Source organism: Amphritea pacifica (assembly GCF_016924145.1).
In the GTDB taxonomy this organism is placed as follows: domain Bacteria; phylum Pseudomonadota; class Gammaproteobacteria; order Pseudomonadales; family Balneatricaceae; genus Amphritea; species Amphritea pacifica.
Genome location: NZ_JAFFZO010000056.1, coordinates 1 through 12,874 on the forward strand (window position 1 = coordinate 1; position 12,874 = coordinate 12,874).

Annotated in this window: 13 protein-coding genes and 1 pseudogene; 4 read left to right on the forward strand and 10 right to left on the reverse strand. The window is 52.8% G+C overall.

Annotated features, from left to right (window positions below; genetic code table 11):
- Nucleotides 1–103: 103 nt before the first annotated feature.
- Nucleotides 104–703 (forward strand): M15 family metallopeptidase, encoded by a 600-nt coding sequence (locus tag JW499_RS20930; RefSeq protein ID WP_205212407.1) that lies wholly within the window; start codon nt 104–106, stop codon nt 701–703.
- 411 nt (nt 704–1,114) lie between these two features.
- Entirely contained in the window at nt 1,115–2,011 is an 897-nt protein-coding gene (locus JW499_RS20935) for a WcbI family polysaccharide biosynthesis putative acetyltransferase (protein ID WP_205212408.1), read from the forward strand.
- Between the two features lie 222 nt (nt 2,012–2,233).
- Here JW499_RS20935 and JW499_RS20940 read toward each other — a convergent pair whose 3' ends face one another.
- From JW499_RS20940 to JW499_RS20975, 8 genes and pseudogenes are all read right to left on the reverse strand, one after another.
- Nucleotides 2,234–2,551: a Rieske (2Fe-2S) protein gene (locus JW499_RS20940; protein ID WP_205212409.1), complete on the reverse strand. Its 318-nt coding sequence runs from the start codon at nt 2,549–2,551 to the stop codon at nt 2,234–2,236.
- Between the two features lie 30 nt (nt 2,552–2,581).
- Complete coding sequence (sufT, locus tag JW499_RS20945) at nt 2,582–3,139, reverse strand: putative Fe-S cluster assembly protein SufT (RefSeq protein WP_205212410.1); 558 nt, start codon at nt 3,137–3,139, stop codon at nt 2,582–2,584.
- Nucleotides 3,140–3,165: 26 nt separating this feature from the next.
- Nucleotides 3,166–3,636, reverse strand: coding sequence for a Fe-S cluster assembly sulfur transfer protein SufU (gene sufU, locus JW499_RS20950; RefSeq protein WP_205212411.1), 471 nt, complete (start codon nt 3,634–3,636; stop codon nt 3,166–3,168).
- Between the two features lie 71 nt (nt 3,637–3,707).
- Entirely contained in the window at nt 3,708–4,982 is a 1,275-nt protein-coding gene (locus tag JW499_RS20955) for a cysteine desulfurase (protein ID WP_205212412.1), read from the reverse strand.
- A 10-nt stretch (nt 4,983–4,992) separates the two neighbouring features.
- Complete coding sequence (gene sufD / locus JW499_RS20960; protein WP_205212413.1) at nt 4,993–6,354, reverse strand: Fe-S cluster assembly protein SufD; 1,362 nt, start codon at nt 6,352–6,354, stop codon at nt 4,993–4,995.
- Nucleotides 6,341–7,129: a Fe-S cluster assembly ATPase SufC gene (gene sufC, locus JW499_RS20965; RefSeq protein WP_205212414.1), complete on the reverse strand. Its 789-nt coding sequence runs from the start codon at nt 7,127–7,129 to the stop codon at nt 6,341–6,343. Before sufC ends, sufD begins: the two co-directional genes overlap by 14 nt.
- A gap of 130 nt (nt 7,130–7,259) precedes the next feature.
- Nucleotides 7,260–8,708 (reverse strand): annotated as a pseudogene (gene sufB, locus JW499_RS20970) (Fe-S cluster assembly protein SufB).
- A gap of 72 nt (nt 8,709–8,780) precedes the next feature.
- On the reverse strand, nt 8,781–9,221 hold the full coding sequence (locus tag JW499_RS20975; RefSeq protein ID WP_205212415.1) for an SUF system Fe-S cluster assembly regulator: 441 nt from the start codon (nt 9,219–9,221) through the stop codon (nt 8,781–8,783).
- A gap of 151 nt (nt 9,222–9,372) precedes the next feature.
- Between JW499_RS20975 and JW499_RS20980 the strand changes: the two genes are divergently transcribed.
- The gene (locus JW499_RS20980; protein ID WP_205212416.1) at nt 9,373–9,963 is read left to right on the forward strand and encodes a CPBP family intramembrane glutamic endopeptidase; all 591 of its coding nucleotides are present in this window, start codon (nt 9,373–9,375) and stop codon (nt 9,961–9,963) included.
- Nucleotides 9,964–9,998: 35 nt separating this feature from the next.
- On the opposite strand, the gene amrS is transcribed toward JW499_RS20980, so the two are convergent.
- The gene (gene amrS, locus JW499_RS20985) at nt 9,999–11,096 is read right to left on the reverse strand and encodes an AmmeMemoRadiSam system radical SAM enzyme (RefSeq protein ID WP_205212417.1); all 1,098 of its coding nucleotides are present in this window, start codon (nt 11,094–11,096) and stop codon (nt 9,999–10,001) included.
- A 95-nt stretch (nt 11,097–11,191) separates the two neighbouring features.
- On the reverse strand, nt 11,192–11,515 hold the full coding sequence (fdxA, locus tag JW499_RS20990; protein ID WP_205212418.1) for a ferredoxin FdxA: 324 nt from the start codon (nt 11,513–11,515) through the stop codon (nt 11,192–11,194).
- A 389-nt stretch (nt 11,516–11,904) separates the two neighbouring features.
- On the opposite strand from fdxA, the gene JW499_RS20995 reads away from it, so the two are divergent.
- On the forward strand, nt 11,905–12,630 hold the full coding sequence (locus JW499_RS20995) for a DUF6639 family protein (protein ID WP_205212419.1): 726 nt from the start codon (nt 11,905–11,907) through the stop codon (nt 12,628–12,630).
- Nucleotides 12,631–12,874: the final 244 nt, after the last annotated feature.

Genomic DNA, 12,874 nt, shown 5'->3' on the forward strand with positions numbered 1-12,874 from the left:
GCTGAAGAAGAAAACACGATCATGCATGTTGACGCTACAAAGAAGACCCGCGCGGGTTAAAAGTTACTTCAAATCACAGCATATAAAATACGCGGCTTAGACGATGTATTTATCCGCCGGGTTAATAACTACAATCGATAGGTCAATTAGCGTTGATCTTGTTAATTCAGATGAAGGCAAAAACTTCTTTAAAGTAAACTTCTATAACGGGTTGAAAAAGGCCTACTTAAGAAAAGGTGTAGCTATAAAACTATCGAAGGCACAAAATGCATTAAAAAAGGAACACTCTGGATATTCACTTCAGGTGCTAGATGCTGCAAGGCCAAGATCTGTTTCTCGTGCCATGTATGAAAAAATGAAGGGCACCAGATTTGAAAAATACGTTGCAAATCCAGCCACAGGATCGATGCATAATTATGGAATTGCTGTAGACATTACCATTGTTGACAGGAGTGGCAACAGTTTAGATATGGGACCTGGCCCATTCCACAGTAGTCACGCCAAACTCTACTGGAACTATTTTCTAAAAAAAATGGGCTTTGGAATATCTGAGGAGCAGCAAAAGAATCGTGATCTTTTGAAGCGCATTATGTTAAAGGCTGGTTTTTATCCTCTAGCCCACGAGTGGTGGCATTTCAACGGTATGGAAAAGGCTGAGGCAAGAAGTACATATTCAATTATCGAGTCAGGTTATTACAAGTGACTACAGCTGAATCAGAGTGTGCTGGCACGTTTGCGGGGCGGCCTATGTAGGTGTTATAGCTAAGTTGCTGTTCTAATGTCAAAAAAAGAGTGACTTTCCCGTCGTTTAGGTGTCTTTACGCGACTTGTTAGGCAGACTTAAGATAGCTCTGGTGTTAATCTATAGCTTATTAAATACTGCTTAATCAGGGATAAGGACGAGATAGCTCAGAGAGATGCGGCTAGTATGATCCTTTTTAAATATTTTCTGCCGATAACTGACTCGCTGAGATGCTTTTCCTCTCGTAGAATCAAGTTAGTTAGATTGATGTAAATTGATGTCAGGGAAATATAAGAAATGCAGTAAGGCAGTGGTAGTTTTATATAAAATGATGTCGTTAATCTCGGTATACTGTATATTAAGTAAAGAATTATGATGAAGAAGTTTACTGTTTACGCGAACTGTCAGTCTAAAGCACTGGCTCGCACCCTTTTAGAAAATGAAGAGTTTCGTTCTAAATACGAATATGTACCAATCAGGGCAGTGCAGAGTCTTTCTGAGAAAGATGTAAATGAAGTTATTTCGGTAGTTCGCAGTATAGATCTTTTTATACATCAGCCTGTTCAGCAAGGGCGAAGACCTAAGGAATTGACCAGCGAATTCCTACTTAGTCAACTGCATGAAAGTGCGATGAGCTATTCGTTTCCTTCCTTATACTTTGATGGCTATTTTCCGCATCTGCAAACATTCAATGGATATGTTTCTGTATTGAATTTAGTTCACGATTATTTTATTGCATATTTGTGTGCTTCAGGATTTAGTGAAAGTGAAACATTCGATATTCTGAATCTTGAAAGTCTATATCCTGAATCGCTTTCTGTCGATTTTTTGAAAAAATCAATATCCAACCTTAAAGCTAAGGAACAAAAATTTTCTATAGATATAAGGGTTTCTGATTTTATAGAGCAAAACTACAAAGCGGAAAAACTGTTTAATCAATTTAATCATCCTAAACGATCAATATTTAAATATGTATCAGAATGTGTTTTGGAAAGGATAGGTGTACTATCAAGTTTTATTGATGAAAATGGCCCCTCTCATTTGGATGCTATTGTAACTCCTGTTTATAAGAGTACCTATAAGAATTTAGGATTGAGTTTTTCTGAAGATTTTAATGGTTATAAAGCTGCTTCACAGGATAAGCATCAGCGTCAGGTTATTTCAGAGTTTTTTGATTTCTATAAAACAAAAGACTTAAAGGAAATTAGAACCAATGTTGCTGCTATAAAACCATTTATACCCAGGCTGATAAAAAATATTTCCGGCTAAAAGGGCTTGGTAAAGTTCGTAAGCCTTAGTGGACAGCGGTAGCTGTGAGGCCTCTTTGTTAATCGTTGTCTTCTTTTTTGTGTAATAGACACGGGCAGATTAGAGGATATGGGTGAGATATATATTCTCGTCCATATCCCATTCCAACACGCTAAACAAATGCTTTTTCAAACAGGCGACCCGGTCGCATCGCGTCACAAACAAGCGCGAAGCGCGTTCTAACTACGGTGCTTTGGGCTCATCATAAACCTGCAACTGTCCGTCGTGGGTGCGTACGGGGAAGCTGCCGATATCTTCGAACGCGGGCGGCTTGAGGACGGCGCCGTTCTTCAGGCTGAAGCAGGCACCGTGCCGCGGACAGGTGACGGTGGTGTTGTCGATGGTGCCGCCGTCGAGCTCGCCGCCATCGTGGGGGCAGATATTTTCAACGGCGTAGAAGTGTCCGTCGGCGTTAACCAGCAGGATGCTGAAATCCCCCAGTGTCAGCACGGTATGCTCGCCGGGGGCCAAATTAACGCTTACATCATGCCAGTGTGCCATGTGACCTTACCTCCGTTGCGATGTTGTCTTTCAGAGTAGCCCAAGTTGTAGTTTGGCGGCGTCGGACATGCGGCTGGCATCCCACGGGGGATCAAACACCAGCCGGATATCAACGGCGTGCACACCGGGGATCTGCAGGAGTTTTCTTTCTACATCGCGCGCCAGCACCTCTCCCATGCCACAGCCGGGGGCGGTCAGTGTCATGTCGATGTGAATCTGGCTGCCGCCTTGCGGATGCGGGCGGGTACGGCAGTTGTAGATCAATCCCAGATCGAATATGTTGACCGGAATTTCCGGGTCATAGCAACTGCGTAGCTGACGCTGGATCTCCTCTTCAGCCACCGGGACGTCTTCAACGGGTTGCGCTTTGGCCACCGTCGGCGTCGGCCGCAGGGGAATTAACCCCAGGGCGTCTGCATTGTCGCTGTCGATGCGAGCCAGGGATGCGCCGGTATTGACGGTGTAGGTATCGCCGAGGGCTTGCTGTATGCTGACTTCGGTGCCTTTGGGCAGGATGACCGGCTCGCCTGAGGGGATCAGCAGGGCGCTGCAATCGCGCTGCAGTCTGATGGGTTTTGTACGTTGCATTGGCTCACCTCCTGCTTCACAGTACGCTATTCGGTGCTGACCCAGTTGTCTGGTTTGTTTTCTCCCTGGTCGAGGGCGCCGAGCAAGGCGTGCCAGGCCAGTGTGGCGCACTTGATCCTTGTCGGGAAGGCGCGAACCCCGGTCAGAACCTGCAGTTTTCCCAGATCCGTCTGGGTGTTATCGCCGCCGCCGGTGAGTAGTTGATGAAACTGTTGAAATAGTGTTTTTGCTTCCTCCGGAGTCTTGCCTTTCAGACTTTCTGTCAGCAGCGAGGCGGACGCCATCGAGATGGCGCAGCCTTCCCCATCAAACGATGCCTCTTCGATGACTGGCTGGGGCCCGGGCCGGACCCGCAGGTACAGCTGCAGGCGGTCGCCGCAGAGAGGGTTATAGCCCTTCTGGCAGTGGGTATGATCCTCCAGAACTTTGAAATTCCGGGGGTGGCGTCCATGATCAATGATAACTTCCTGGTATAGCTCGCGTAGTTCCTGATTCATACGGTACCTGTCAGTTTCGGTGGTAAGGGGGGAGTCAAAAGGGTGCAGAGATGAAACCGCGCTCCCAGAATCTATTTAAACATCCGCTTTACCTCTTGCAGACCTGCGGCCAGGGCGTCGATATCGGTTCGGTTGTTGTAGAGTGCCAGCGACGCGCGGGCGGTGGCGGCAACACCCAGGCGCGCCATTAATGGCATGGTGCAGTGATGCCCGGCGCGGATCGCGACACCCGCCTGGTCCAGCACGGTGCTGACATCATGAGCATGAGCCGCATCCATGACAAACGAGAGAATGCCCGCCTTATTTCTGGCGGTACCGATCAGGCGTAGCCCCCTGATGGCGGATAACGCCTGGGTGGCGTAGTCCAGCAGTGACTGCTCATGACGGGAGATCTGCTGTAGTCCGATCGCGTCCAGATAATCCAGGGCGCAGCCCAGACCGATGGCTCCGGCAATATTGGGCGTGCCAGCTTCGAAACGATAGGGTAGCTCGTTGTATTCAGTCTGTTCAAACGTCACCTCGCTTATCATATCTCCGCCGCCCTGGTAGGGTTGCATCTGTTCGAGTATCTCGCGTTTCCCGTACAGCACACCGATACCGGTAGGACCGTAGACCTTATGTCCGGAGAAGGCATAGAAGTCGGCATCCAGCGTCTGCACATCGATCTGCAGGTGAGGCACCGCCTGAGCGCCGTCGATCAGCACCGGAATGCCGTGCTGATGGGCTTGTCTGATCATCTGTTGTATCGGGTTGATGGTGCCCAGCGTGTTGGATACGTGGGTGAGGGATAGCAGACGGCAGTTGGGTTTGAGCAGGGTGTCGACCGCAGTTGTGTCTATCTCCCCGGCATCGCTGATCGGTATGACCCGCAGCTGGGCACCGGTCTGCTGGCAGATAATCTGCCAGGGTACGATGTTGGAGTGATGCTCCAGGGTGCTGATGAGTATCTCATCCCCCGGGTTGAGCCGGGGCTTGGCAAAACTGTGGGCGACCAGATTTATGGCCTCGGTGGTGCCCCTGACGAAGATGATCTCTGCCCGCTCCCGGGCATTGATGAAGCGCTGCACTTTATCACGGGATGCTTCGTAGTCGTGGGTGGCTTCCTCACTGAGCTGGTAGACCCCGCGGTGCACGTTGGCATTGTGCTGCAGATAGTATTTCTGGATAGCGTCGATCACCGCCCTGGGCTTCTGGCTGGTGGCAGCGTTATCCAGATAGGCCAGTGGGTGGCCATGTATGCGTCGTTGGAGAATGGGGAACTGGCTGCGAATCGTGTCGATATCGAATGGCGGACAGTTATCCCGGGGACCGGGGGATGACGCCGTGAGGGGATCGGATATGTTCATGCGGATCACCTTAGCTGTGTGACGTTGTCGCCGGCGGCTTACCACCGGCCTGTCGTGTCAGGGTTGTGCCGGTCAGGGCAGCCAGTTGTTCCCGCAGTGGGCCCTGCGACAGAGGGTTAAGTGTCTCAAGGGCAAAGGCGGTGGTTAGCAGTGCGCGGGCGGTTGGCTGATCCATGCCGCGGCTGCCTAGATAGAACAGGGCGTCTTTGTCCAGTTGGCCGACGGTAGCCCCGTGGGAACACTTCACATCGTCGGCGTCTATCTGCAATTCGGGCTTGGTGTCGATCTCAGCGTTTTCAGACAACAGCAGGTTTTTATTTATCTGCCGGGCATCGCTCTGCTGAGCCTGCGGATGGACCACCGCCAGGCCGTTGAAAACTCCGCGGGCCCGGTCATCGATAATGCCTTTATAGAGTACCTCACTGCGACAGCCGGCCTGCAGGTGATCAATGCGCAGATGGTTGTCGAGGTGCTGTCGACCGGCAAGCATATAGAGCCCGTCCAGCCGTACCTGTGCGCCCCTGGCATGAAGTTTCACCTGAAGGTCGTTGCGACAGATGCCGCCCCCCAGTGTGATGCTGATACTGTGTAAGTGACTCTGCTCTGCCTGTGACACGTGGATGCCGGCGATATGGTGTCCCTGTGGACCCTCACGCAGCACTTTACCGTGCAGCAGATGGGCATCGTGTGCCAGAATGATTTCGCTCAGCGGACAGGTAAACTGCGCGGCGGCGTTTTCCGGCGGTACAGGGTCACCCAGATACTCTTCGATCAACTGGGCCTGTGCACCTGGCTCCAGCATAAGCAACAGGCGGGGATAGCTGACATGAGAGTGAGGGCCCGACGGGGTGTAGAACAGACAGTGGATCGGCTGACTCAACTGACAGTTGGCGGGCAGATAGAGCAGTACTCCGTCTTCCAGCCGGGCCGAGTTCAGTGCTGCGAAGGGTTGTCCGGGATACTCCATGGCGCTCCCCAGATAGTTTTCGACCAGCGCTTGTTCCTGTTCGAATGCCTGTTTCAGCGGCAACAGCCGGGCAGCACCGCTGAGCGTTTCCAGCTGAGAGAGCTGCGGCTGGAAGTGACCCGCAATGAATGTCAGGCGATACCCGGGCAGGCTGAGGGCCTGTGTTTGCTGCACGTTTTCCGCCTGCGCTAGTTCTGCTGCTCCAGGGGGCGGGGCGTCAGAAAATGCGGTTTCGCTGAGAGACCTGATGTTGGTGTACTTCCAGTTCTCCTGCCGCAGCGTCGGTAACTCCTGTGCCGCAAATGCCCGTTGTGCCTGTTGCCGGAATGCCCGTAGCCAGGGCCAGCCTGAGATGTTGGGTGGTGCATGGGCCTGTAGCTCACAGAACCGCTTAGCCATTGTCATCGGGCACCTCCCGTTTTTGTGTCGGCGCGTCCTCTGAGGGGGTATCCGTGGTGTAGCCCTGCTGCTCCAGTTCAAGGGCGAGTTCTGCGCCGCCTGAACGAATGATGCGTCCATTTTGCAGCACATGAACCCGGTCCGGCACCAGATATTGCAGCAATCTCTGGTAATGGGTCACCAGTATCAGCGCTCGCTCCGGACTGCGGAAGGCATTCACCCCGGCGGCAACCCGTTTGAGGGCGTCGATATCAAGCCCCGAGTCGGTTTCATCGAGTATTGCCAGTTGGGGCTGCAGCACCAGTAACTGCAGTATCTCATTGGATTTCTTTTCCCCGCCGGAAAACCCTTCATTGGTGCCCCGGTAAAGCAGCGCCTCATCGATCTGCATCTGACGCATTTTCTGTTTCACGTCGGTGATAAAATCCAGGGCATCCAGTTCCGGCTCGCCGCGTTGTTTGCGCTGACAGTTAAGTGCACTTTTCAGAAACTGAATGTTGCTGACCCCGGGAATCTCTACGGGGTACTGAAAGGCCAGGAAAATACCTGCGGCGGCACGCTGTTCGACATTCAGTGACAGCAGGTCCTGTCCCTGATACAGCACCTGCCCCTGGCTAACCTGATAATCAGGGTGGCCGGCCAGCGTCTGGGCGAGGGTGCTTTTACCCGAGCCATTGGGGCCCATGATGGCATGTACCTCGCCTGCGGCAACCTCCAGATTGATGCCCTGCAGAATTAGCTTGTTATCGATGCGTACGCCAAGATTTCTGATGCTCAGCATGATATGTCTCCCGCGATATTGTCGACGTTGGGCCGCAGGTAATCCCTGAAGCGCTGCCATAGTCTGCGCAGCACCTTAAGCAACGTTTTCAACCAATGCTCTTTTCTGGTTACAGTCATGTGCACCTCCGCTAGCCGATTGCGCCCTCGAGGCTGATTTCCATCAGCGCCTGGGCTTCAACGGCAAACTCCATGGGTAGTTTATGAAACACCTCTTTACAAAAGCCACTGACCAGCATGGCCACGGCGGCTTCTGTGTCGATACCGCGCTGCTGACAGTAGAACAGTTGGTCATCGCTGATCTTGGTGGTGGTGGCTTCATGTTCAACCTGGGCCATCGGGTGACTGACCTCGATATAGGGCAGGGTATGGGCACCACAGGTATCGCCGAGCAGCAGCGAATCGCACTGACTGTGATTGCGCGAATCCGACGCTTTGGCCCCAACCTTCACCAGCCCCCGGTAGCTGTTTTGTCCGTGACCGGCGGAGATCCCTTTGGAGATAATGGTGCTGCGGGTATGTTTACCCAGATGGGTCATCTTGGTGCCGGTATCGGCTTGCTGGTAGTTATTGGTCAGGGCGACGGAATAGAACTCGCCAACTGAATAATCCCCCTTGAGAATAACGCTGGGGTATTTCCAGGTAATGGCGGAGCCGGTTTCCACCTGGGTCCAGGAGATCTTGCTGTGGGCTCCGGCGCACAGGCCCCGCTTGGTGACAAAGTTAAAGATTCCGCCGTTGCCGTGCTGGTCGCCGGGATACCAGTTCTGGACCGTTGCATATTTGATTTCGGCGTTTTCCAGCGCTACCAGTTCAACGACGGCAGCATGCAACTGATTGTCATCCCGCATGGGTGCGGTTCAGCCTTCAAGATAGCTGACGAAGCTGTCATCCTCGGCAATGATCAGGGTGCGCTCAAACTGACCGGTGTTTGCGGCGTTAATGCGGAAGTAGGTGGACAGCTCCATCGGGCAGCGCACCCCCTTGGGGATGTAGCAGAACGAGCCATCACTGAACACAGCGGCATTAAGGGCCGCATAAAAGTTGTCGGTGTAGGGAACGACGGACCCCAGATAGCGTTGCACCAGTGCCGGATGCTTTTGTATCGCCTCGGAAAAGGAACAGAAGATAATCCCTTTGGCCGCCAGTTCTTTCTGAAAGGTGGTAGCCACTGACACGCTGTCAAACACGGCATCAACGGCGACACCGGCCAACTGTGCCCGTTCGTGCAGGGGGACCCCGAGGCGTTCATAGGTGCGCAGGATTTCGGGATCGACTTCATCGAGGCTTTGCGGGCCATCGGTACGTGATCTGGGCGACGAGTAGTAGCTGATGGCGTTGTAGTCGATAGGCGCATAGTGAACGCGGGACCAGGTGGGTACCGGCATGGTCAGCCAGTGGCGGTAGGCCTGCAGACGCCATTGCAGCATGAACCCGGGCTCGTTTTTTTTTGCCACGATCTGGCGGATGACCTCCTCATTCAGACCAGGCGGCAGGCTGTCGCTATCCACATCGGTAACGAATCCCTGACTATAGCCGCGTTCCAGCATGCGCTCGAGAGGCGGCGTTGACTTAGCCATGTGGGCACTCCTCCCTGCTTCAGGGGATTATATGATCAAACCGAAATACCTTTTGCTGCGCAACTCGCGGACCTAAGCGTTCGCTTTAAAATCAGGGGCCCCGGTTACCGTTGATGGTTGCTGCAGGGCTGCGAGACTGACCTGTTGCAGGGCATTGTGGATCACACCATTAACCCCCTGCCACTGGTGGCGGATTGCGCAGCGCTCTTCTAATTGACACAAGCCGTTCTGGCGACTGCACTCGGTTACGCCGAAAGGGCCTTCCAGAGCCTCGACGACGTCGGCCAGAGAGATCTCCTGCGGCGCCTTTGCCAGCGAATAGCCACCCTGTTTGCCGCGGCAGGATGTCAGCAAACCGCTGCGGTTCATCATCTTCAGTAATTTACTGACGGTACTGCCGGGTAAGCCAACCTGTTGTGCGATACTGGCGGCGCTATGGGTAGACGCCGGGTTATCTGCCATGAGAGCCAGGATTACGGTGCCATAGTCAGTAAACTTGCTAATGCGCAACATCGGGTATTTCCTTTATATTAATACAGTACCAGTATAGTCCTATATTGATTATTTGCTCAGAATTTACCCAGATAACAGCTGGGGTCTACCAGGCTGTAACTGTGCGGTAAGGATGTCTCTGATGTTCAACGATAACCCGATGAGGTGAAGTATGGCTTCTGGAAAGCAGTGGATAAGCGCAAATCAGGCGGCTAACCTGGCGCTGCTGTTTGAGGGCGGTCTGGTAGGCATTGCACTGGGACTGGGCTGGTTGCTGGATACCCCGGCGTTTGCGCTATTCCAGCTCAGCGGAGCCGGTGTTATTCAGGGCGTGCTGGCGACACTGCCATTATTGTTGCTGGTGCTGTGCGCCGCTGCGCTCGACTTCCGGCCCGTTGAGCGTTTGTTTCGCTTAAGTCAGGAGCGTATCTCCCGTCTCTTCAGGGGGACCCCGCTGCTGACTCTGGCGCTGGTAGCCGGGATAGCCGGACTGGGTGAGGAAGCGCTGTTTCGCGGCGTAATACAGACGCTGCTGGCGACACACCTTAATGCTCTGTCGGGTGTTCTGATCGCGGCAGTGTTATTTGGTCTGGTACATAGTCTCTCGCTGGCCTATGCCATCAGTGCGACGCTGATCGGTATCTACCTGGGATGGCTGTTGCTCTGCTTCGATAACCTGCTAGTGCCGATTATGACCCACAGCCTGTATGATTTTATCGTGCTGGTGGTGTTAGTTAAGCGGGATAATGATGCTCCGTGTTAGCCAGCATCGATCTGAAGCTGCAACGGTCCCTGGATTCAGCTCATTGTGTGGTAACGCATATTGACCCGCTGCCGTTGTGATCCCCATCGCCCAGGTGGGCCGTTGAAAACCCCGGGGAGTGGCGTGTGGCATTGTTGGCAACGGCCATCCCCGGTGAGTCCCCAATGACCCAGGGTATACCAGCAACGCTCAATCAGCAGGGCTCCGCAGCTATGACAGTAGGTGCTTTCACCTGCAGTGTCGTAGACATTACCGGTATAGGGGTAGCGAATACCGTTAGCCAGGGCGATCTCCCGTGCCCGGGTGAGGGTTGCTGGTGGCGTATGGGGTTTGTCGAGCATCTTCCAGTCGGGGTGGAAGGCGGAAAAATGCATTGGCACATCGGGGCCAAGATGATCGACCACCCACCGGGTCATGGCGTTGATCTCGTCGCTGGAATCGTTCTCACCGGGAATCAGCAGGTTAGTGATTTCGAACCAGACATCGGTTTCGTGTTTCAGGTATTCGAGGGTTTCCAGCACGGCACCGAGCTCACCGCCACAGATCTTGTGATAGAACTTCTCAGTAAACGCCTTCAGATCGATATTGGCGGCGTCCATATGGCGGTAAAACTCTGCGCGTGGCTCAGCACAGATGTAACCGGCGGTGACGGCAACGCTCTTTAAACCGAGTTCATGACAGGCGTCGGCGACATCCATGGCATACTCCATAAAGATCACCGGGTCGTTATAGGTGAAAGCAATACCCATACAGCCTGACTGTTTTGCGGTGGCAGCCAGTTCCTCGGGCAGGGCCTGATCGGCGAGGGTATCCATCTCCCTGGATTTGCTCATGTCCCAGTTCTGACAGAATTTACAGGCCAGGTTGCAGCCCGCGGTGCCGAAAGACAGTATCGGCTGTCCCGGCAGAAAATGATTGAGCGGTTTCTTCTCGACCGGATCGATACAGAAGCCGCTGGAGCGACCCCAGGTATAGAGCATTATCTGGTCGTCCTCACGCCCGCGTACAAAGCACAATCCTCGCTGGCCTTCATGCAATTTGCAGGCACGCGGACAGACATCGCACTGGAGACGGCCGTCCTCCAGTCTATGCCAGTATTGAGTGGGTAACACCTGATGGGATTCGGGAATCATCCTGCCGCCTCATTATCATCGTTGACGCTCTCAGTATAGATCGCAGGTCATCACCCGCCGGTAAGTTACAGTAATTGGCCAGGTGCGGCGATGGCTTAGCGTTCCAGCAGATGTTTCTTGTCGGTCACAGTATCCCACTGCTTGGCATCCGGCAGACTGGGTTTCTTTTTAGCGATATTGGGCCATTGTTGCGCCAGTTCTGCATTGAGTTGAATAAACGCCTGTTGATCATCTGGTACCTCGTCTTCTTCCAGAATCGCATCGACGGGGCATTCCGGTGCACACAGGGCGCAATCGATACACTCGTCCGGGTTGATCGCCAGAAAGTTGGGGCCTTCGTAGAAGCAGTCCACCGGACAGACCTCAACGCAGTCAGTGTATTTACACTTGATGCAGGGCTCAGTGACTACAAATGTCATAACAGATCCTTTCAGGCCACCGGCCTGTTCAGATGATTTAAGAGCTTCATCGATCAGTATAGCTGCCAGCAACACAAATGAAGTATAGATAGCCGCTGGTGGTTAGTAGCTGGTTGTTAGACGTGGCTACGCCACTTGCCAGAAAAAGCCCGACCGCCGTGAAAAATCAATCGGGCCTCTTTTGTTTGCCTTTTGCGTAACTTTGTTTGCGATTATCTGATGCAAGGAGGATATTTACGATGAAAGCAGAGAAGGCGGGATATCGGATTGAGGCGCAGGAGAGGTCTTCAGACTATATTGAAAGCTAAATTATTAGTGCCTGATATCACAGAAATGGAGTTTAGATCTGTGTAAGCGCGCAACCTGTTGTTATCAATGGACGTGAGCCTATGAAAACGCGTCAACGAAGGTTTTTCCTGATTTCGATTCTTAGTGTCGGTTATGGTCTCGTTATCCTGACCGTTACCTGGCTGTCTCCGGTTATCGCAAGTCAGTATCGTTGTGAGACGACACCGGAGATTTTAGTCTCGGCATCCGATGATAGTATGGTCGGGTATGTGTGTGATGCGGCTGACAGGGCGATCAGTTTTCTTGCCCGGTATCAATTGCAGCTGCAAAGACCGATAGAGATCGGCATTATTGAACAGAGCATCAATCAGGAAGGTTATATAGCCTTTGGCAGTTATGACCGCCAGAGCGACCGTATTCAGATAATGTCACTGCCGGCAATATTACACAGCAGTCAGTCGCCACAGATGTATAACATACCCTTTGACGAGGAGCACTATGTGGGCGCGTTAGCCCATGAGATCACTCATGCAATCTTTCAGCACAACGCCAAAAACATCGAGGAACAGTGGACAAACGCGGCGCAGGAATACCTGGCGCATGCCACCCAGCTTGGGGTTTTATCTGCCGCCAGACGCGCGCAGATCATTCAGGCTGCCGCGACCGGCCCCTGGGAGTCCGGCGATGAAATCAGTGTGACCTACATGGGGTTTAATCCTACGGGATTTGCGGTGAAATCCTATCTGCACCTGACACAACTGAGTGACCCGCAGAAGTTTATTCAGATTCTTTTGCATCATAATTGGTTATATGTATCCGTCCCGTGAATGTTAAAAAGCAATCGCCAGGCGTTAGACGTGGCTTCGCTTCTAAAAGCAGTGGCTAGTGGTTAGATGTGGCTTCGCTTCTAAAAGCAGTGGCTAGTGGTTAGATGTGGCTTCGCCACTTGCTTATGTGGACTCCCCTCTGTCAACAATGAAACGATTTTGACTTAGAATAAATGCACGCTTATGTTCGAGCTCTGATTGAGTCGCTAACTCTGGCTCACTGATATTTGCGCGAACTACCGGA